This is a genomic window from Paenibacillus sp. FSL F4-0122 (assembly GCF_038002845.1).
Taxonomy (GTDB): domain Bacteria; phylum Bacillota; class Bacilli; order Paenibacillales; family Paenibacillaceae; genus Paenibacillus_AQ; species Paenibacillus_AQ odorifer.
In genome coordinates this window covers 4,461,810-4,483,276 of record NZ_JBBODI010000001.1, presented here as the reverse complement: position 1 = coordinate 4,483,276, position 21,467 = coordinate 4,461,810, and the positions used below count along the sequence as shown (strand labels likewise).

Annotated in this window: 20 protein-coding genes; 4 read left to right on the top strand and 16 right to left on the bottom strand. The window is 44.6% G+C overall.

The features are described 5' to 3' along the window. The first annotated feature begins 72 nt into the window (after nucleotides 1-72). Nucleotides 73-939, top strand: a complete 867-nt coding sequence (locus MHH49_RS19280; RefSeq protein ID WP_081382367.1) for a YitT family protein — start codon at nucleotides 73-75, stop codon at nucleotides 937-939. Between the two features lie 135 nt (nucleotides 940-1,074). Here MHH49_RS19280 and MHH49_RS19275 read toward each other — a convergent pair whose 3' ends face one another. The 5 genes from MHH49_RS19275 to MHH49_RS19255 form a co-directional block, all read right to left on the bottom strand. Beyond that, the gene (locus MHH49_RS19275) at nucleotides 1,075-2,328 is read right to left on the bottom strand and encodes an aspartate kinase (RefSeq protein ID WP_036682855.1); all 1,254 of its coding nucleotides are present in this window, start codon (nucleotides 2,326-2,328) and stop codon (nucleotides 1,075-1,077) included. A gap of 193 nt (nucleotides 2,329-2,521) precedes the next feature. Further along, a complete protein-coding gene (locus MHH49_RS19270) occupies nucleotides 2,522-3,070 on the bottom strand; it encodes a dihydrofolate reductase family protein (protein WP_036682857.1) in 549 nt (182 codons plus the stop codon). 147 nt (nucleotides 3,071-3,217) lie between these two features. Beyond that, nucleotides 3,218-3,775: an elongation factor P gene (efp, locus tag MHH49_RS19265; protein WP_038572538.1), complete on the bottom strand. Its 558-nt coding sequence runs from the start codon at nucleotides 3,773-3,775 to the stop codon at nucleotides 3,218-3,220. A gap of 47 nt (nucleotides 3,776-3,822) precedes the next feature. Next, nucleotides 3,823-4,893 (bottom strand): M24 family metallopeptidase, encoded by a 1,071-nt coding sequence (locus MHH49_RS19260; RefSeq protein ID WP_036682862.1) that lies wholly within the window; start codon nucleotides 4,891-4,893, stop codon nucleotides 3,823-3,825. A gap of 74 nt (nucleotides 4,894-4,967) precedes the next feature. Then, nucleotides 4,968-5,459 carry a YqhR family membrane protein gene (locus MHH49_RS19255; protein WP_036682865.1) on the bottom strand — a complete coding sequence of 164 codons (492 nt, stop codon included), beginning with the start codon at nucleotides 5,457-5,459 and terminating at the stop codon, nucleotides 4,968-4,970. 207 nt (nucleotides 5,460-5,666) lie between these two features. Between MHH49_RS19255 and MHH49_RS19250 the strand changes: the two genes are divergently transcribed. Continuing rightward, complete coding sequence (locus MHH49_RS19250; protein ID WP_094901946.1) at nucleotides 5,667-6,614, top strand: DUF1385 domain-containing protein; 948 nt, start codon at nucleotides 5,667-5,669, stop codon at nucleotides 6,612-6,614. Nucleotides 6,615-6,621: 7 nt separating this feature from the next. Next, nucleotides 6,622-6,960, top strand: coding sequence for a hypothetical protein (locus tag MHH49_RS19245; protein ID WP_036682871.1), 339 nt, complete (start codon nucleotides 6,622-6,624; stop codon nucleotides 6,958-6,960). Between the two features lie 87 nt (nucleotides 6,961-7,047). Here MHH49_RS19245 and MHH49_RS19240 read toward each other — a convergent pair whose 3' ends face one another. From MHH49_RS19240 to mntR, 3 genes are all read right to left on the bottom strand, one after another. Then, nucleotides 7,048-7,977 (bottom strand): patatin-like phospholipase family protein, encoded by a 930-nt coding sequence (locus tag MHH49_RS19240; RefSeq protein WP_036682875.1) that lies wholly within the window; start codon nucleotides 7,975-7,977, stop codon nucleotides 7,048-7,050. Nucleotides 7,978-8,065: 88 nt separating this feature from the next. Continuing rightward, on the bottom strand, nucleotides 8,066-9,754 hold the full coding sequence (locus MHH49_RS19235; RefSeq protein ID WP_036682877.1) for a family 10 glycosylhydrolase: 1,689 nt from the start codon (nucleotides 9,752-9,754) through the stop codon (nucleotides 8,066-8,068). 263 nt (nucleotides 9,755-10,017) lie between these two features. Further along, entirely contained in the window at nucleotides 10,018-10,443 is a 426-nt protein-coding gene (mntR, locus tag MHH49_RS19230) for a transcriptional regulator MntR (RefSeq protein ID WP_036682880.1), read from the bottom strand. Between the two features lie 193 nt (nucleotides 10,444-10,636). Here mntR and splB point away from each other — a divergent pair, with 193 nt between their 5' ends. Next, nucleotides 10,637-11,713, top strand: coding sequence for a spore photoproduct lyase (gene splB / locus MHH49_RS19225; RefSeq protein WP_036682882.1), 1,077 nt, complete (start codon nucleotides 10,637-10,639; stop codon nucleotides 11,711-11,713). A 20-nt stretch (nucleotides 11,714-11,733) separates the two neighbouring features. On the opposite strand, the gene MHH49_RS19220 is transcribed toward splB, so the two are convergent. The 8 genes from MHH49_RS19220 to MHH49_RS19185 form a co-directional block, all read right to left on the bottom strand. Then, the gene (locus MHH49_RS19220) at nucleotides 11,734-12,447 is read right to left on the bottom strand and encodes a cytochrome c biogenesis CcdA family protein (protein ID WP_036682883.1); all 714 of its coding nucleotides are present in this window, start codon (nucleotides 12,445-12,447) and stop codon (nucleotides 11,734-11,736) included. Nucleotides 12,448-12,638: 191 nt separating this feature from the next. Continuing rightward, nucleotides 12,639-13,442, bottom strand: coding sequence for a metal ABC transporter permease (locus MHH49_RS19215; RefSeq protein ID WP_036682884.1), 804 nt, complete (start codon nucleotides 13,440-13,442; stop codon nucleotides 12,639-12,641). Nucleotides 13,443-13,821: 379 nt separating this feature from the next. After that, nucleotides 13,822-14,571 carry a metal ABC transporter ATP-binding protein gene (locus MHH49_RS19210; protein WP_036682888.1) on the bottom strand — a complete coding sequence of 250 codons (750 nt, stop codon included), beginning with the start codon at nucleotides 14,569-14,571 and terminating at the stop codon, nucleotides 13,822-13,824. Between the two features lie 34 nt (nucleotides 14,572-14,605). Then, entirely contained in the window at nucleotides 14,606-15,604 is a 999-nt protein-coding gene (locus MHH49_RS19205) for a metal ABC transporter solute-binding protein, Zn/Mn family (protein WP_052097222.1), read from the bottom strand. A 199-nt stretch (nucleotides 15,605-15,803) separates the two neighbouring features. Beyond that, on the bottom strand, nucleotides 15,804-17,816 hold the full coding sequence (gene metG / locus MHH49_RS19200) for a methionine--tRNA ligase (RefSeq protein ID WP_076274223.1): 2,013 nt from the start codon (nucleotides 17,814-17,816) through the stop codon (nucleotides 15,804-15,806). Between the two features lie 348 nt (nucleotides 17,817-18,164). Next, nucleotides 18,165-18,428, bottom strand: a complete 264-nt coding sequence (yidD, locus tag MHH49_RS19195) for a membrane protein insertion efficiency factor YidD (RefSeq protein WP_036682893.1) — start codon at nucleotides 18,426-18,428, stop codon at nucleotides 18,165-18,167. A gap of 2 nt (nucleotides 18,429-18,430) precedes the next feature. Further along, nucleotides 18,431-18,892, bottom strand: a complete 462-nt coding sequence (locus MHH49_RS19190; RefSeq protein WP_036682896.1) for a Fur family transcriptional regulator — start codon at nucleotides 18,890-18,892, stop codon at nucleotides 18,431-18,433. Nucleotides 18,893-19,112: 220 nt separating this feature from the next. Continuing rightward, nucleotides 19,113-21,344, bottom strand: a complete 2,232-nt coding sequence (locus MHH49_RS19185; protein ID WP_038572549.1) for a stalk domain-containing protein — start codon at nucleotides 21,342-21,344, stop codon at nucleotides 19,113-19,115. Nucleotides 21,345-21,467: the final 123 nt, after the last annotated feature.

Below are 21,467 nucleotides of genomic sequence, written 5' to 3'. Positions count from 1 at the left end.
GGAAATATAGTGAGTTTATATTTTCAAAAAAAGCAAACTAAAAAGACATAAGAAAAAGAGGGGATTTGTGTCATGCACGTTCGAAATTACGGGCTACCGCTCAGCATGCGGTCCGTAGTCAGACCAGTAAGAGAAGCGGCAATCATTATTTTTTCAGCTTTTTTAGTCGCCGCAGGGATGAGATTATTTCTAATTCCTCATCAACTGCTAAGCGGCGGGGTAGCGGGGGTGGCTTCAGTCATCGGGTATGTAACTAATCCGAAGTACATCTCAATCATTTATTTTGCGATAAACCTTCCTGTTCTGATCTGGGGATTTATTGCAGTGGGGAAAAAGTACATCTTACTAAGCATGCTTTCCGTTTTAGCTACCACCTGGTTCATGACAATTATTCCTGCGGTGAAAGTGACCAAAGACCCGATTTTGGCTAGTATTTTTGGCGGCGTAATTATTGCTGGCGGGGTTGGATTTTCTCTCCGTGCCGGGGGCTCATCTGGAGGATTTGATATATTAGGCTCGATTATTACACGTAAGCGGGATATTCCTATTGGGAATGTACTCTTCGTAATGGATGGGATCGTTATTCTGAGTTTAGGCTTCTTTAAAAGCTGGGACTCAGCCTTATACGCTATGCTCTGTATTTTTGTGAAAAGCAGAGTGGTTGATATGATTCATATTCGTCATGTCAAGCTAACCTGCTTCATTGTTACCAAGGAACGGGATAAAATGCTGAATCGTCTTAGAGAGCTGCCTCATGGCATCACAGTAGTCAACGCAGAGGGCGGTTACAGTCACGAGGGCAATACAATGCTGATGACCGTAACGACCCGCTATGAGCTGTCAGAGCTGCGTAAGACTATCCTTGAGACGGATCCAAGCTCTTTCGTCAATGTACTTGAGACTGTTGAAATTCTAGGCCGATTTAGACGTTTAGGATAAATACCCATATAGATGTAAAAAGGAACGCTGCATTCAAACCTGCAGCGTTCCTTTTCATTTATAGCTGATGCCCAAAAAGGAGACCCCGTAGCTAAATAGCTGTAGGGTCTCCCATTTTTATTTATTGAACGGCTCTTAACGACGATCCTTAGGACCACCAACAAAGGCCTGCTCAGTTGTATCCAGATTATAAGCGGTGTGAAGCGCCTGAATGATCGATGGCAAATTGCCGGATTCGATTACACAAGAAACCTTAATCTCTGACGTGCTGACCATCTTAATGCTTACGCCCTCTTGGGAGAGTACATCAAACATTTGAGCTGCAACACCAGGATGGCTAACCATACCCGCGCCAACAATAGAAACCTTCACGAGGTTATCCTCGGACGTTACTTCACGGTAAGGTAAAGTTTTATGGATTTCTTTAATTACTTCCTTCGCACGATCCAGTTCATCAAGTGAAACTGTAAATGAGAAGTCAGCCTGCTCATTCTGCACACCACTTTGTACAATGATATCTACGTTTACGCCTTCTTCAGCCAGCTTGCCGAAGACTTGAGCGAGTACACCCGGTACATCAGGTACTCCTAGAATACTGACACGCGCTACATTCTTATCATAAGCAATCCCACTAACTACGACACCTTGCTCCATGCTTGCTTCCTCCTTCACAACAGTACCTTCATTATGATTAAAGCTCGATCTAACGACCAGCTTAACTTGATGACGCTTAGCATACTCCACTGCACGCGGATGTAGTACGGCCGCTCCCAGATTGGCAAGCTCTAGCATCTCATCGTAAGAGATTTCGTTCAGCTTGCGGGCTGTTTTCACAATGCGTGGATCTGTAGAATAAATACCATCAACGTCGGTATAAATCTCACATACATCTGCTTGAATAGCAGCAGCAAGGGCTACAGCTGTCGTGTCCGATCCTCCGCGGCCCAGGGTAGTGATCTCACCATCCAAAGTCATCCCTTGGAAACCGGCAACGATAACGATCTGTTCGCGTTCCAAAGACGCTACTACACGGTGTGGATCAATATCATTGATACGAGCTCTACCGTGAGTTTCGTCTGTACGGAACCCGGCCTGCCATCCTGTATAAGATACTGCATTCCGCCCGATCCCATGAAGAGCTATGGACAAAAGAGCAACGGAAATCTGCTCTCCTGTTGTCATCAGCATATCCATTTCACGTGCAGGCGGCTGCCCGTTTAATTGCTTCGCCGTATCGATCAAATCATCTGTTGTATCCCCCATAGCAGATACAACTACAACGCAGCGATGTCCCTCATCCTGCTTGTCTGCGATGCGCTTGGCAACACGTTGCATGCGTTCTGTGTCGCCGACGGAGCTGCCTCCGAATTTCATAACATAAAGTGACAAAGTCCCACTCACTCCCCATATCGGTCTATGTAGTTGCTTCTAATCGGTTTCCCGCTTTAAACCAGTATAATACGAAAATAGCGTAATGCGTTAATGATTTCATTAAAAAATTATTGATTTTCCAGAAGCTAACAAAAAGATAAGGTCAGCTTCAAGACACTAGCTGACCTCATTTCACCCGTCTTCCAGTTTTTTATTGAGAAGCAGGTCGATAAGTCAGGGCCATCACTCCAGAGCTGAATCTTTTGGAGTCCACTAGCTCCAACGTCTTCTCTTCACCAACGTTATCGAACAGGCGCTGACCACTACCCAGCAGAATCGGGAAGACCAGAAGCTGATATTCATCGACAAGGCCAAGCTGCATGAGGCTCTGCGCAAGCGTACGACTGCCAAAAACGAGAATATCTCTCCCCGGCTGCTCCTTCAGCTTGGACACCTCCTGAACAAGATCGCCCTTGATCAAGCTTGAATTGCTCCATGTTGTTTCTTCGAGAGTTGTGGAGACTACGTACTTAGCGTATCCATTCATCATTTCACCGTACTCACCCGTCTGCTCAACCATATTTGGCCAAGCCTCTGCAAAACCTTCGTAGGTTGTCCGTCCTAACATTAGAGCGTCAGCAGCTTTCAGTTCAGCAAATTTGAAATGCTCCTGTTCTTCACTTCCGAATGAGAAGGTCCATTGTGGATTTTCCATAACACCATCAAGGGATATGAACTGAGATATAATTAATTTTCTCATATGCGCCTCCTTCTAATCCTTTAATTCGTAAGTATAATATCCCACACCTATACTGTTCCTCATGCATCCTCGTTTATATACCAAAAACCCCCCACCGTAATAACGGGGGAGGCTGATTGGTTATAAGTTCAGCAAGTATGATGCTTCCTACGCGCGGGAGATATATTTACCTTCGCGAGTATCAATAAGCAGCACATCTCCTTCATTGATGAACAAAGGAACTTGTACAGAATGACCTGTTTCAAGCTTGGCCGATTTAGTAGCACCTTGAGCTGTATTTCCCTTCACACCTGGCTCAGTTTCAACAACCTTCAGCTCTACGCTGGTAGGCAGGTTGATCCCAAGGATTTCACCTTGGTAACTGATGATGTTTACAGTCATGTTCTCTTTAAGGAAGTTCAATTCCCATTCAAGCTGCTTGCTGGACAATTCGAATTGGTCATAGGTTTCGTTGTCCATGAAAGCATGCTCAGATCCGCTTGCATACAAATATTGCACGCCACGGTTCTCAATAATAGCACGGCCAATAGTTTCACCTGCACGGAAAGTACGCTCTACAGTGTTACCATTGCGCAGGTTTTTCAGCTTAGAGCGAACGAACGCTGCACCTTTACCTGGTTTAACGTGCTGGAAATCAAGAACGGTAAAAATATCACCGTCCACCTCTACGGTCAAGCCTGTCTTAAAATCGTTTACTGAAATCACTAAAAATCCCTCCTGAATTCGATAATTAAACCACTACTTTTTCTTACTTACAGTACTGTATATTCTTTGGACGAATGGGTCAGCAGCGATATTCCGCTCTCGGTGATCACAATATCGTCTTCAATACGTACTCCGCCAATCCCCGGCAAATAGATACCTGGTTCCACAGTAACCACCATTCCCGGCTGCATGATATCGTCACTCAGCTTGGACAAACGCGGCCATTCATGAACTTCCATTCCAAGTCCATGACCCGTGCTATGTCCAAATTGATCACCATATCCGTAGCTAGCGATGATATCACGTGCCAGTGCATCACATTCCCGTCCAGTCATACCCGGTTTGATATGTGCCAACGTATGTAGCTGAGCTTCCAGCACAATATCATAGATTTCTTTTAGCTTCGGATCTGGAGCTCCGAGTGCAATGGTACGAGTCACATCTGAGCAGTATCCATCGAGTAATGCGCCGAAATCAAGCGTAATAAATTCATTACCTTGAATTACACGGCTGCTTGCTACGCCATGCGGCATGGACGAACGTTCACCTGAAGCAACAATCGTATCAAACGATGACGCAGTTGCCCCGTGGGTACGCATATAGAATTCCATTTCCAAATCGACGTCTCTTTCAGTCATGCCTGGTTTGATCACATTCAGAATATGATTGAATGTAGCATCAGCCAGATCAGCTGCACGTTGCATAACAGCAAGCTCTTCAGCATCCTTGAACATACGGAGGTCTTCCACGGCTTTGGAAACTGGAACTAACACTGCCGGCTTAAGGGCTTCCGCATATGAGGTATAAGCGCTGAATGAGACATCATCCTGTTCGAAACCAACACGTACCTCACTGCCTGTTGGCAGCAACTCGCGTACTGTATCAATAAATTTAGGACCATGCTCTACAACCTTAACTCCTACCGCTTGATCCGCAGCCTGTGTCATGTACCTGAAGTCAGTTAGCAGATAACAATCATCGCTTGTCACCAATACATAACCGGACGATCCGGTAAATCCACTTAAATAGCGGCGGTTATAACCGCTGGTTATCAACATTGCTTCCAATCCTTTATCCTGCAAAACCTTACGCAGCTTGGAGACGCGCTCGTTACCCATTTTCATTCTCCTCTCGAAATAGCCACATTGTATTTTAACATAGGGATATCCCCTTGAGAAGTTTTTTCGAGCCGTTAGGCAAGTGCAGTCGCTTGCTCACGCTTTCGTTCGTCGGTATACTCAATCGCCGCTGTGTATCCAATGAACATCCCCCAAAGTAAAAAAAGGCAGAACTCACTAATCACAGTGTTCCACGGCAGCTTAAAAGGCGGCTGCATAAGAAACATTTGCGAGCCGGGAATAAATATAACTACCCACCACAAAACACCATAAACCAATCCTGGCCAAGGTCCCTTCAGCTTGCGCAGAATAAGCACATATAGCAGTGAGGCTATCACTGAAAATAAAATGAAAAACAAATAACCCACGAGATGTCCATACATTGTTGTCAGAAAAGTATGTTTAAAAAACGGCTCTGCTAAATAACCAGGACTAACCTTGGTAAAGCTGAACCAGTAGATTAACCAGTGCAGCCCTCCCCAAATCAAACCTGCGAAAAAACCTAATTCGAGCGCAAAAAACCAAATATTAGTATGATCTGATTGTTGTTGATGTGATTTGCTCATAGAATTGCCTCTCTTTCCGTATTTTTAATAACGATTTGTCTCTCCTTGTCCATATAAGGTAGTATGTGCAGCAAAAGGCGATCCAACTAGTAATGTCTTCAAAAATTAGTTACAATGTATTATATAAATCATATTAATTACGGGAAGGTGAATTGGTTGTCCCAGGAAACTCCCAGCTATGGCGGCCAAGCCGTCATTGAAGGCGTCATGTTCGGCGGCAAGCATATTAATGTAACAGCCGTGCGACGAAAGAATCAGGAGATTACATTTTTGGAGGTGCCAAGAAGCGATAAGAGCTGGGTCACTAAACTGCGCAAGATTCCGCTGCTTCGCGGCCTTGTCAGTATTATAGATGCCAGCGCCAAAGGCTCTAAGCACTTGAACTATTCGGCTGAATCCTATGCCGAAGATGAATTGGAACCCGAAGAACTGGCGAAAGAGAAAGCTAAGCCGAAGAAAAAGGACGAAGGCTGGAGCCTCGGAATGATTTTTGGCGTTGCTGTAATGGGTATTCTCTCCTTCTTATTCGGAAAGCTCATTTTTACGCTTGTACCAGTATTTGTCGAAGATTTTTTATTCAAGAATGCATTTGATAACTATGTACTGCACAACCTCATAGAAGGCGGCATTAAAATGGTTCTCTTGCTGGTCTATTTATGGGCGATTTCGCAAACACCTGTGATCAAGCGGCTATTCCAGTATCACGGTGCGGAACACAAAGTCATCAGCGCCTTTGAAGCAGGCGAAGAGCTGACTGTCCAGAACGTTCAGAAATACAGCCGTCTGCATTACCGCTGCGGAAGCAGTTTTATGATGCTGACGATTATCCTCGGCGTTATTATTTACTCCGTAGTACCATGGGATAATCTTTGGGAACGTGTGATCCAACGGATTATTCTGCTGCCTGTCGTAATCGGTGTTTCGTTTGAGGTTCTGAAGGGTACCAACGCAGTAAGAGAAATTCCAGGTCTCAAATACTTGGGATACCCTGGACTATGGCTGCAGCTGCTCACTACCAAAGAACCAAAGGATGATCAGGTAGAAGTATCCATCGCCTCTTTCAATCGTATGCGTGAGCTTGATGCAGAGATTGAAGCCAGAGGATATACGGAGGCAAGTGTGTCAGGCGGCATATTGGATCCTGCGAAAGGATGAGTGTCCTATGATCAGGCATGCTTTAATTTTTTGGATTTCAGTAATTCTTGCAATATTCGGTTTTGTGATTGGAGTCTTGACTGAGCCTTTCTACACGCTGTCGAAGCTGATTCTCCCCTTAGTATTGTTAGCGATTATCTATTATGCTTACAAAATGGGACCAGGGAAATACGCTCGCAGCAGTAATGGATCTAGAATCAAAGTCAAACCTTCGCAGAAAACCATGACCAAGGTAGCTGGGATTCGCAAAACACAAGCAGCACCAGGCAAACGCAAAAGTTATCCCTTCCAAGTCATCGAAGGAAATAAAGGGAAAAACGATGATCAGCTTCCGAAGTACCATTAACTAAATTATGACAAACACCAAAAAGCATCCCCACGTTTCAAAATAACGTGCGGGATGCTTTTTTTCTGATATTATGAAGCTTGCTTGTTATCGGGGGCGCCATTCCTTAAAGAAGTCTTCCCCTGCTTTCAGTCCGGCGGCATACAATTCGTCGCTTTGCATCTTCGTAATATTAAATTGGGTCGTGCCGATACCAAGCGTTGGGATGGTTACTGTGCGGACATATTTATCATTTTCAATATATTTCTCATCATGAGCAGACAGCATGGTACTGACCATAGCTTGCAGCATACTGAATGGTCCCCTAATCCTGTGGGGCTGCGGGTCGGTTTTACCTACTGTTTGATACCCTACGGTAGGGATTCTTTTCCCCGGCACTTTACTATTCTCATTCATCCCGTCAAATAGCCATAAAGGAAAATTGCTTAATAATCCTCCGTCCACAACGTATACAAATTGCTCAATAAAAGACTTCCCTCTAGCGGACTGTCCATTTAACCTGAGCATCACTGGATCAAAAAAATAAGGAATACTGCAGCTCATACGGACAGCCTTAGCCACCTCAAAATGTTCAGGAGAGATTCCATACTGTTCCAACCCATCTGGTAAGACCAATATCCGGCCATTGGTAATGTCAGAAGCAATTATAGATAGTTTGCCTGGAGGCAGATCACGAAAAGTGATAATTCCCTTTTTAAGCAAAAGCGATCTCATCCACGATTCCAAGGCTTCACCCGAATACAATCCCTTCTTCAATAACACTCGCAGTGCAGGACCTACCCAAGCCGTATTATAAATGGGAGCTCGCTTCATAAACGATGAAAAAGAAGTTCCTTGGATAATCCGACTCATTTCCTCACCTTCATAACCCGCAGCCAGTAAAGTCGCTACAATCGCGCCTGAGGAGGTTCCAGCGACCTTTTTAAAGGTTCGCCCCGCCCTTTCTGTGGCTTCAACTGCTCCAGCGAGAGAAATCCCTTTTACTCCCCCTCCTTCAAACACAGCGTTAATCTCCATACACGAAAATCCCCCGTTTCCCATAGATTCTATTGCTTATCTATGAGCACGGGGGAGCATTCATGACTCCTTATCTAGAACAGTTATCTTATTTGGACTGAAAATAAAAGGTCAGCAAATTTGATAATCCAAACGGATTGCGGACTACAATGTCATTTGCTCTGAACATAATACTGCCTGCAACCTCTTTATATTTCTCATTATATTTAAGCTGGTTGATGATTTGGTCGCCACTTTGCCATTCTGCTTTCTGGTCACTTGCTCCAACCTTATAAGCGGCTTGCCCAATATAGAGCTTAACATTCGTATTCTCTACCTCTTTAACCCACCAATCTACTAGCTTATCGTAGCGGGCAGTGCTAAAGGACAGACTCCAATAAATTTGCGGTGCGACATAGTCAATCCAGCCTTGCTTGATCCATGTCCGAACATCGGCGTACATATCGTCATAAGCGGTAACTCCAGCTGTGGTATCCGAACCTGTGCTGTCTTTTTTGATATTACGCCATACACCAAACGGACTAATTCCATAAGAAACCTTCGGTTTCACCTTATGAATCTGTTCTCCCAATTGACGGACGAATTCATTGATATTATCGCGGCGCCAATCCGCCTTAGAGGACAGGTTCTTCGTGTTATAAGTCTTATAAGCAGTATCATCGGCAAAAGATACACCTGAAGGATAGAAATAATCATCCAAATGGACACCATCTACATCATAGCCTTTGACGACCTCCAACACTGAATCGATAATATGCTGGCGGGCTGCTGGGATCCCTGGATTGATGTATTTTTTACCTCCTGCGTCTACAATCCATTCCGGATTTGACTTAGCCACATGATTACTTGCTAATGCGGATGTAGAAGCATCCGTTGTCGCGCGGAATGGGTTGAACCATGCATGGAACTGCATACCGCGTGAATGTGCAGCGCTGACCATATAGCTCAACGGGTCATAACCCGGATTTTTTCCTTGTGTGCCGGTCAGCACCTTAGACCAAGGAACTAGAACAGAAGGGTATAGGCTGTCTGCTGAGGTTCTAACCTGTACATAAACAGCATTAAAACCAACAGCTTTTAGCTTGTCCAGCAGATTATCAAATTCTTGTTTTTGTTTCGCTTCGTTACCTGCAGAAGCTACTGAAGGCCAGTCCAGATTAAATACTGTAGAGATCCAGGCTCCCTTCATCTCCTTGTTAGCCGACGCACCAGGGATACTTGGAACTGTTGGCGAGGTCGGTTTTGGAGTCGCTGTAGGGGCTGGGGTCGGCGTTGGCGTAACGACTGGAGTCGCTGTAGGTACTGCTGGCGTTTCCGGATCAGCAGCCTGCGGCGGCTCTGTATTAGAGTACAAAGAAATATGTTTGGTAGCCTGATCCCAGATAACCTGTAACCCCAATTGCTCACTTACAAAACGAAGCGGCACCATAACCCGTCCCTGCTTAATCTGTACTGAGGTGTCGAGGGCTACAGAAGCATTATTAACTAATGCACTTTTCTGGCCACTGGTCAGCTTGATCTCTGTATCTCCTTGCGTGATTGTAACTGTCTTACTGCTTTGATTCCAAACTACTCCAGCACTCAACCCTTTACTAATGACGCTAATTGGCACCATCGTTACATTCGAAGCTGTGATATACGGCGGCACATCGCTTGCCAGCGCCTCGCCATCCAGTTCAATGGTAATCTGCACAGCTGCCGCACGTGCCCCAGGAGACCATAAAGGCAGAAACAATACTAATACTAGCAATCCCAACATCCATTTACGATAATTCATAATTCCTCCCCAAATCTAAAATAATATGTATCCAATAAAAAAAGAAAAAACGGATCAATCCTCCAAGTTGATGTACCGATTCCACCCTTCAAAAGAGCGGTATCAATCTCAGCCAGAAAAAGGACTTATCCGTTTTGACGCTAAAAACTGGGAAAGGTTGCACTAAACAAAATAGAAACGGCTATACCATCAAGTAGTTTATGCTCACCAAAGCCTTGCTGGGCATAACTTTAAGGACGGTATCCGTTTCGGGAAAAAACATTTCAAGAATCGCTTGCCAGTTCATTGTGAATAGCATATAAAGTCTGCAGACGTTCTTCATCGCGGCGGAAATATTCCACCAACGTTTCGATACGTGTAATCGAATCCCAACTCAAGTGGTGCTCGATCCCTTCAACATCATTATAGATAAATTCCTGCTGTACTCCGATCAAACCGAGGAATTCTTCCAATAGTTGATGACGATCAACAAGACGTTTCCCTACTTTTTTCCCTTTGTTGGTTAGGACAAGCCCACGATATTTCTCATAGATGAGATATTCGTCCTTATCCAGTTTTTGGATCATCTTGGTCACAGAGGAGGGATGTACTTCCAGTCCCTCGGCAATATCCGAGACCCGCGCATAACCTTTCTCATCAATGAGCTTATATATGCGCTCCAAATAATCCTCCATGCTGGGTGTTGGCATTAAAATTTACCTCTTTTCTATAATGAACCTGGCGCCGAGCCAAACCTTGCTCTAACAATGATACATGTTTCTAACGCCCCTTGGCAAGTCCTTCAAGAGAACATGCTGAGGAGTTACCCATGATTGCCATGCTTCTAATGAGACTCAGTTAGGCATAATAAACTTACTCATCTTTCAGAAGGAGCGTGAATTCATGACTATAGTGACACCTGAGACCCCTCCCGTAAAGAGAACCAGAAAAGCTACAGCCCTTTTTGTCCCCGAGCTTGTTTTCTTCGAGCCGGATGCTTTAAATTACCCGAAAGGTGAACGGATCATGGAATGGGTGAAGGCTAACAATATTCCCTATCGCATGACTACATCGCATAACCGCATAATGAATTTCCCGGGTGACACAGAGGTCGAGCAATATAAAATTGCCAAAAGAACACTTGTAGTCGGCCTGCGCAAAACCTTAAAGTTTGACCAATCCAAACCCTCCGCAGATTATGCAATTCCGATCGCAACTGGCTGCATGGGCCACTGCCATTATTGTTATTTGCAGACTACTTTAGGTGCAAAGCCTTACATTCGTGTATATGTAAACACCGAAGACATCATTGACGCCGCCAAAAAATATATCGAGGAGCGTAGCCCTGAAATCACGACTTTTGAAGCAGCCTGTACCTCAGATCCATTAGGACTGGAGCATATTACCGGATCTCTGTCAGAACTCATCACATTCATGGCAGCGGAGCCCCTTGGCCGCCTGCGCTTTGTGACCAAATACCAACATGTTGAACCTCTACTCGATTTGCAGCATAACGGACATACCAGAATTCGTTTTAGCGTAAATGCTGACTATGTGATCAAAAATTTCGAGCCTGCTACCTCGCGGTTTGAAGAGCGAATTGAAGCGGCTGGAAAGGTCGCACGTGCCGGCTATCCACTGGGCTTCATCATTGCCCCAATTATTTGGTATGACGGCTGGCAGGAAGGCTACGCGGAGCTGCTGGCCAAATTAGCCAAGACCCTCCCGCCGGAAATAGGAAAAGGTCTAACCTTTGAAATGATTCAGCACCGATTCACCAAAACAGCCAAGACTGTAATTGAGAAACGTTACCCGAAATCTAAACTAGAAATGGACATGGAGAAACGTAAAAAGAAATGGGGCCGCTGGGGACAGAACAAATATGTCTATCCGGATGAACAGCAAACCGCCCTGCGAGAATTTATCACAGAGCGGATTTTCGAGCATTTTCCTGAAGCAGGTATTGATTACTTCACCTAAGCTCTAAAAATTCTTGTATTTTAAAAAATTAGCCAATCCGGCGTTATTCCTTGTAGCCACACTGTTATCCGGAACATTTGATCCGTGAACAGCAAAACACCCATAAATACCATTAGGACGCCGCCAATCTTCATCAGCAGATTCGAATACTTGAGGATACGCTTCACTCCGCCAAGGAAAAAGGCTAAAAGAAAAAATGGCAAAGCAAATCCGATGCTATACGCGGTAATCAATGTAAACCAAGTGCCTGGATCGCTTGCCGACAGTGCAATAATTGCCGTCAAAATCGGTCCGATACAAGGTGACCAACCAGCAGAAAAACCAATCCCGAAAATAAAGGAGCCCACATAACCCGCCGGTTTCCATTTTAAATCAAGCTTCCGTTCGCGAAGTAGAAACTGGGGCTGAAAAATCCCAAGCAAAAATAAACCCATTACAATAATTAGAATCGCCGACAATTGCCGGATCAGATCACGCTGGCCATTAAAGAATTGCCCGAATAACCCAGCCCCAAAACCAAGTGTGTAAAAAACAGCAGAAAAACCTAATATAAATGCCAATGTATGAGTCAGGGTGCGTATACGAACCTCTTTAGAGTTGCTGCCTGATTTTAATTGTTGAACGGATAACCCGGTAATATACGATAAATAAGAGGGGTACAGCGGTAAGCAGCATGGCGATATAAACGATGCCACCCCTGCAGCTAAAGCAATTCCTGCATTGATATTAGACAAAATAGCGGCTCTCCTTCCGGCATTCGAGTCACTTCATGGAGCTGCTTATGGCTCCTTTTTTTAATATAAGAAAGGATTAATTTCTCATTATTACTTTTCTTATATTTCACACCTAAACGCTTATCGTCCTTACAAGGACACCGAAGGCGTTTACGCTTGCCTAATGCGATACCGATTACTTAATTCGCTGTTTATGCTGGCAATCCCTTTTTACCGATCAAGGTTAATACCAATAATGATATGAGCAAAAGCACAATAGTTGCACCGGGAGCCAAATTCCACACTCCAGCTACTACTAGTCCTCCTACAACGGCAATCTCCGAAATGATAACCGCCAGGATGACCGAGGATTTAAAGCTACGAGATAGCAATAAGCTGATTGCGACCGGAATAGTCAACAAAGCAGATACTAATAGCGAGCCCACAATCTTGATCGCTGTGCTAATCACAAGTGCTGTCAGGATGGTGATCAGCATGTTAAGCAGCTTCACCGGCAGCCCACTTACACTTGCCGCATCCTCTTCAAAGCTAAGCAAAAAGAACTCTTTAAAGAACATCGATACTACTACTACAACAGCTATAGTCACAATGCCTACAACGATCAAATCAGTATTATCGAGCGTATAAATGCTGCCGAACAAATAACTCATTACGTCCGCATTATACCCTTTTCCTAAGGTGAAAAAGAGTGAAGCCAACGCCACTCCGCCCGACATTATAATGGCAATCGACAGCTCCGCATAACTCTTATAAGCCTTGCGAAGCTTTTCAATCGCGAAGGACGCTACCACTGCAAAGATAAGGCCTGCGCCCAGCGGATAAAATCCTGTTAGAAAACCGAGTGCCACCCCCGCTATAGTAACATGAGCCAGCGTATCACCAATCATGGATAATCGTCTAAGCACAAGAAAAACGCCTATAAGCGGCGCTGTTATACCAATCAGCAGTCCGCCCGCAAGCGCCCGCTGAAAAAAATCGCTAAATAGTATTTCCAACTTAAACTCTCCTTCATACAAAACTCAAACCATATTAAAGCCTTTTTCAAACCATTTCCAAACCATTTTCAAACCTTTATCGATCCCTCCCAAACCCTCCCTTCCAAGGGAGGGCCCCAAGGGCTCTGCCCTCTGGACACCCGTTAAGTGCAACTAGCGTAGGAGTTAGTGTTACTGAACATAGATAGGTTGGGGAAAGATCGCTTTCGTCCCTAAAGGGACACGCTTGTACTTTGGTGGTGCTTAGGTAAGAGAAAATAAGAAATAGGAACAAGGTTAAAATACCTCTTAATAAAACCATGTCTACTGACTAACTTCCACACGCAAGTTATGTATGCCCTGAGAACAGAGGCACCCCTGTTCAGAGTTCAATTATGACTTAAGAGAGCGTGTGCTGCAGGTTCTCTTCTGTGCAATTCTGGAGATCATGTGAGTGGCGGGAGTAAAAGTTGATTTTACCATTTGTCTGCACGGGCTCATGACCTAAATAATTTTTAATCATGTCGATATCATGCGACACCATCAGGAAGGTCATATGATGATGAGCATGCATATGCGTAATTAATTCAAAGAATCCCGCTTGTGATTCGGCATCAATACCCACGGTAGGTTCGTCCAAAATCAGCAGGTCAGGATGGTTAATCAGCGCCCGAGCCAGAAAAACACGCTGCTGCTGACCGCCTGACAGCTGGCCTACTCTTTTCTCCGCAATATCTTGTATCCGCATGACTTCAAGTGCATCCTCACATTGACGATGCTGAGCCTTAGATACTCTGCGGATTAGATTCTTGTTATTATATAGCCCTGACAGAACTACTTCACGCACCGTTGCTGGAAACAATGGGTTGAAAGCATTTTTTTGCGGAACATATCCGATCCGTTCCCAGTCTTTAAACTTGCGGACAGGCGTTCCGAATAATTTAATTTCACCACTGCTCGCCGGAAGCAAGCCGACGATCATTTTCATCAATGTTGTTTTACCAGCACCATTAGAACCAATGATACCAAGGAAATCTCGTTCTCTTACACTATAGTTAAGATTCGATATCACCTTCTGTTCCCCATATGAAAAAGAAAGATCCTGTATATCGATGATATGCTGATGGCAGTCCAAGGATACCGATTGCATGCTTAAGTACCGCCTTTCCCTTATACTTTCCTTATTATTGTAAGGCCATAATCAGATTTTGCAAATTTTTCTCCATCAGAGTGAAGTAATTATCTCCGTTCTTCTCTTGCTCCGCAGTAAGTCCCTCTACCGGATTAAGCACCATAGTGGAAACGCCCGCTTCGGCTGCAAGTGTCTTAGCCAGTTTATCGGAGACAAGCTCTTCAAAAAAGATATACTTAATACTTTCATCTTTTACCATTTTCGCAAGCTTCACTAAATCCTGTCCGCGCGGCTCGGCGTCCGGCGAAAGTCCCATAATCGCATGCTGATCCAATCCATAATCACGGGCAAGGTAAGAGAAAGCCTGATGTGATACTACGATCTTATGGTTGGGCAGCTTAGCAAGCTCCTCTTTGAATTTACTATCTAATGCCTGCAGACGTTCAGCAAGCTTATTGTAACGCTCTTCATAACCTTCTTTATGCTCAGGATCCACGGACTGAAGGCTTTCTTTAATATTCTGAGCCATAGTAATGGCTGATTTTGGACTTACCCAAGTATGCGGGTCCGTATGCAGGCTGTCTCCTGAGGCATTACTGTTATGATCCGTATCCTCATTTTGATGAGACTCTTCCTCACTTGCCCCATGATCATGCCCGTCATCTTCATCGGTCATGATATAATCAATACCTTGGCTTACTTCAACCGCCTTAACTTTACTGCTGCTATCAAGGCCTTTTAAAAAGTTAGGGACCCAGCCTTCTAAGCCTGCACCGTTATATAGAAATAGCTGTGCCTTAGAAGTGTTGATAATGTCTTGACTGCGCGGTGTCCAATCATGTGGCTCCACACCCACTGGAAGCAGGTTAATAGCATTGATATCTTCCCCGCCAATCTCCTTAGCAAACTCGTAAATAGGATAAAAGGTTGTAACTACATTTACTTTCCCTTCAACTATACTTCCACTGCTCTTAGGTCCGCATGCACTTAGTGTAAATACCAGTACCAGTGCAAGGACGAGCAAACTTATACGCGATTTCATTGCTGCCATTATATTGATCTACCCCTCAAATCGTAAATTTTACTATTAGTAGTATAATAGTAATCGTTACGATAAGTCAACAAAGTATCCAAAAAGAAACGGCAATATCGCCTTTAATAAAAAAGGAATGTTCCCTCAGCCAACCCGGCTGAAGAAGCATTCCCTTGATCAAACAACCTCATTAAAAAATTTCTGCAACAGTATTGTCTTATTTCACTACTGCTCCGTTTGGCATGCTGTCCGGCACGGTAGCGATCGTTAGCTGGTCACCTTTAGAAGCCGCCAAAATCATCCCTTGGGACAACTCCCCACGTAGCTTCACTGGCTTAAGGTTTACGATACAGATCACTTTACGTCCTACCAGCTCTTCCGGTGTATAGAATTTCGCGATACCAGAAACCACTTGCCGTTGCTCATAACCCAGATCCAGTTGCAGCTTCAGCAGCTTGTCAGCTTTTTTCACTGGCTCTGCAGCAATAACTTGAGCAACACGCAGCTCTGCTTTAGCGAAATCGTCAATGCCGATTTCCTCTTTATGCTCTTCCACTGGCTCGGAGTCCGCAGCAGCAGGAGCAGCCGCTTCCGCCACTTCAGCCGCAGCTTTGCCAGCGCCCATAGCCTCGGCAATATAAGCTACCTCTTGCTCCACATCCAGACGCGGGAAGATTGGATTGCCTTTCACCAGCTTTGTTCCCGCCGGAATCAGGCCAAAAGTCTTACCGCTATCCCAAGTCGTTAACTCACCAGGCTCAATACCCAGCTGTTCCCAGATCTTCGCTGGTGTTTGTGTCAAGAACGGCTGCAGCAGGATTGAAGCAGTACGCAGACCTTCCACAAGATGTCTCATCACAGAAGCCAACTCGGCAGTTCTATTTTCATCTTTGGCAAGTACCCAAGGTTGGGTCTCATCGATATATTTGTTGGTGCGGCTAATGAATGTTCCGATAGCTGTCAGCGCCACGGAGAACTCCATTTTTTCCATAGCTTCTTCTACTTTGGCATAAGTATTCTCAGCTGCAGCTTGAAGCTCACCATCAAATGCTGTTACATTCCCGTCATATGCCGGAATCTCGCCTGCAAAATACTTTTCAACCATAGCCCCTGTACGGTTCAACAGGTTACCAAGGTCGTTGGCAAGGTCATAGTTAACCCGGTCTATAAAGCTTTCCGGTGTGAACGTGCCATCAGAACCAAACGGTACTTCGCGCAGCAGGTAATATCGTAATGCATCCAAGCCATAACGATCAATCAGTGTCACAGGATCAACTACGTTACCTTTAGATTTCGACATTTTTCCATCTTTCATGAGCAACCAGCCATGGGCAAATACCTTTTTCGGAAGGGGTTCACCAAGCGCCATCAGAATGATCGGCCAGTAAATTGTATGGAAACGAACAATTTCTTTACCAACGATGTGTACATCCGCGGGCCAGAACTTGTCATACAAGGTGCGATCCTCGGAACCATAACCCAGAGCAGTAATATAGTTAGTCAAAGCATCAATCCACACGTACACGACATGCTTCTCGTCGCCCTTAACTTTTACACCCCAATCAAAGGTTGTGCGGGAAACTGCCAGGTCTTCCAGTCCGGGCTTGATGAAATTGTTAATCATTTCGTTCTTACGGGATTCCGGCAAAATAAACTCTGGATTCTCCTCGTAAAATTGCAGTAACCGATCCGCATATTTACTCATCCGGAAGAAATAACTTGCTTCCTTCACCAGCTCAACCGGGTGGCCGCTGTCTGGGCTTTTTGCACCAGTAATCACACCGTTATCATCACGCACAATATCAACTAATTGCGTTTCTGTGTAAAAGGTTTCATCTGGGATACTATACCAGCCCTCATATTCACCTTTATAGATATCTCCTTGCTGCAGCAACCGATCAAAAATATCCTGTACCACTTTTTTATGACGCTCTTCCGTAGTACGGATGAAGTCATCGTTCGAAATGTCCAGCTTGCGCCATAGCTCCTTAATACCAACAACAATGTCGTCTACGAACTGCTGAGGGGTCTTTCCTGCTTCCTCTGCCTTCCGCTCAATCTTTTGTCCATGTTCGTCTGTACCGGTTAGATAACGCACTTCGTAGCCGCGCAGACGTTTGTAACGGGCCATTGCGTCTCCTGCCACGGTTGAATAAGCATGTCCGATATGTAGCTTGTCACTCGGATAATAAATTGGTGTCGTTAGGTAAAACGTTTTTTTCTCACTCATTCGGTAATCATCCTTTCTTATTAAAAAACAAAAAACTCCCGTCCCCATAATGGGGCGAGAGTATAACTCACGCGATACCACCCAAATTTCCTGTCTCTTCACAGAGCACAGGCTTCGCCAGTTCCCTCGCGGGAACTGTCCATTAACGCTGGATCACGCTGTTATCTTACGTGAACCTCAATTGCAGTCCCCGCTCGAACACAGTTCCTCCCGGACCATATTCAATCTAACGCTCCATACCGGCTTTCAGCACATTCCGGCTCTCTGTAATGGACGTAACGATTTACTTATCCGTTCTTCGGAATTCATACTATTACTTGTGAATATACCCAAAGGTAAGGCACCATGTCAAGTCGCAGGGGCAGAATCCTTCTCAGCAGATTCATCTTGAAGCGGCGGCACAGGATCAAGTCCTCCAGGATGAAAGGGATGACATCTGGCAATCCGCTTAGCTGCAAGCCATGAGCCTTTCAGTGGACCATGGACTTCAATGGCTTCCAAGGCATAGGCAGAGCAGGTTGGATAGAAGCGACAGGTTGCTGGTTTAATAGGGGAAATGTACCTGCGGTACACCCGAATAGGCGCCTGAATCGTTCTGCGTAGGGTCACCATTTCTAAAGTCCCTTTTGTTTATCTGATGCTGCAACTAGTTCTTCTTCCCGGTTCTCTTCACATTCTTTGCAATAACCGAACACCTCAAATTTATGCTTGACTACCCGGAATTGATCGGGTGTATCCGTTAAATTCATCGGGCAGAAATTAATCGGGTAGGTCTTTTGGCATTGAAGGCAGATCATATGATGGTGATGATCCTGATGATTGCAGCTTCCCTTGAACTTCACTCCGTCTTCAAAGACAATCTGTTCAAGCACACCAAGCTCTTCCATTACACGAAGATTGCGGTACACCGTATCAAAGCTAAGCCCGCTATACTTGCGGCCCATATGCTCATATACATCCTTCGCTGACAAATATCCCTTATTCTCGCCGAATAACTGGGCAAGCGTTTTGCGTTGGTCGGTGATTCGCAGTCCTTGCCCCGACATGACTTCTAATATTTGTTCTGTCGACAGCATACGCTCATCTCCCATAAGATCAGTTCATTTATATTTCACTCTCTTAATAATGCCCCAAAATAAATGCCCCGTCAATGAAGCACAATGAAGCACCCCTACATAACCAATGAATTATTATATTTAAACAAAAGCCCGGCTGCGTATTCCTTTACGGAATATTCAGCCGGGCCTTTATTGTAGATAATTCCCCAATAGAGCTTATAGGGATATTCCTATTCTGTTATTTCTTTGCTGGAAGTGGAGTGATGAGGAAATTGACCGGCAAGTTACTGCCTGAAGCTGCTGTGAACAAAATCTCCACACTGCCGCCATACTCACCACTACGATAAACCACACTGTTCATATCAGCATTAGCAAGACTTCCCACGCTTGGCATATGCACGATTTGATTATTAACCATAACCGGCCCCATATAGTTACCGCCACGTGGATTAAACGTAATCAAGGAGTTTGGTGCAACATTTTCGAATCTGATCTTGTATAATACCCCGAAATTACCGGCATTGGATGCTTCCGTACCTGCCATTGGGTCTACGCCAGCCAGGTTCTTATCACTGGAATTATCGCCTAGCAGAAGTTTTGCAGGGGTTTTTCCTACCTCATCGGTAACCGTGATAATACGAGTAGAATCTTCGTAAGTTCCCCGATTATGCACTCCGTCTTGATCCAGAACTGGAAGTGTTGGAAGTGTAGTCAGTGGATCTTTATTCGCATCAATTAACATGACATTATAATCGATTGGATAATCACTAAATAAGTCCGCTTGCAGTGAAACAATTTCACTTGGTTTCATCGCAATTTGGTTTAGATCCGTCAGAATTGAGACGCTTTCCCCGGGTTGCAGAACAATCGTTTTATAATGCTCATTTGTAAGCATAGATTTCCAATAACGTTCTACAGACATTTTACCTGTACCTTCAGGATATGTGCTTGGGCCTGCAAAGCCAACATATTCTGTTGTAAGCGTAGTTGGGTAAAGATTGTTATTCGTAGCAATCACATACACTTTAGCTTTAATATTCAGGTTATTCTTGTGGTGAATCAAGAAGCGGGTTTTACCTAATGAAGTCTCACGGTAAGTAACACCTTCTGTATACACCGTTTCTGGGCTGTTGCTGCGAATTAGTTTATAAGGCTCGGAAGAAAGATTATAAGCTACTTGCTGCCAAGTAGGAACCATCGATCCATCGATGCTAAACACACTGCCCGGAGATGCAAATAATCTGTTGAAATCTTCTTTACTGTACAAGATTTCATCCGAAATATTAACGGTTTTCTCAAAGGTACTGATCGCGCCATGTGAATCTTTTACTTGGACAGCAATTGTCGCTGGACCCGGAGTAAAGAAAGCTTCTGCTTTGTTCGTCCAAGTTACGGTAATTTCATCACCATCAGGATCGTTACTTAGATCGGTATAAGTAATCATTTCACCCATCTTATATGAATCCTTGTCTGTAGTGAAATTAGCAACTGGAGGTGTATTAGGTTTAAGCACTGTGATGGTCATGGAGTAAGGATCACTCCACTGTTGATTCGCATCCATTACGGAATAGGTTACTACATAATATCCTGGTTGATCATAGATATCCTGCTTGTTACCTCCCCAGCTTTCATCCACAATAGCTACACCATTTGGTGACGAGCTGGAGGTAACGAAGGTCACTGGTTCGCCGGCGTAAATTTCAGTTGGCACTGTGAAAGAAGCTTTAGGTTTGTTGTTTAATGTAAGGATTACCCGCTTTTGTACATTATCAACGGTGTAAGGAATGCCCAGTGCCCCAGTTATGGATGTCAATGGAACCATGAAAGTACCCTTGTATTGGTAAGCTGGACCTTTCATTGTCTTCTTTTCACCATTAACTGTATAGACCTTGCTGTCGGTCTTAAAGCGCATAACGTCGCTTCCCTTGGTAACAATGGTTTCTTTCGTTTTATAATCATAAACGTATTTCACACCTACACGTTCTACCATAGCCCGGATCGAAACGTAGGACACGCCGTTTTTCACTGCCATAGGCTGATTAGCTAAATATTCCTGGCCGTTCTGATACATTTTGTTGCTGTTCATCATAAGGATAAGCTGATTGCTAGCCGCAGCACGAGCACCATCTGTTGTTGTAGTAGGTTCTGTAGTAACTCCAGGTGTTGCAGTTGGAAGCGGTGTTGCAGTAGGTTCAATTGTTGCTGTAGGTTCAACAGTAGTCGTAGGATCAACTGTCTCTGCAGGAATAGGAGTTGGTGTTGGTGACACTACTCCTCCTGGCGTCTCCGTCGGCAATGGCGGCAATGGATCGGTAGATTCTGGCATTACCTCCGGCGCAGCTGAAACAACTGTCCCTATTACAGTAGTATTACTTGGGGTATTATTGACAGCTTCAGCAAAAGCCGGCACTGCCGAGGCGGCCTGAGATACAGCCAAAACAGCAACTAACGTTAACTTTTTCAAATCCATGATATAACTCCTCTGCTCCTATTTGTAAATATAAGTAGGACTCTATCTTTTTCATACTCCTCTTATATTCCCCGCAAAATGCTACCACCCACGATAGGGCGGCAAAAAGCTTTTGCCACGATC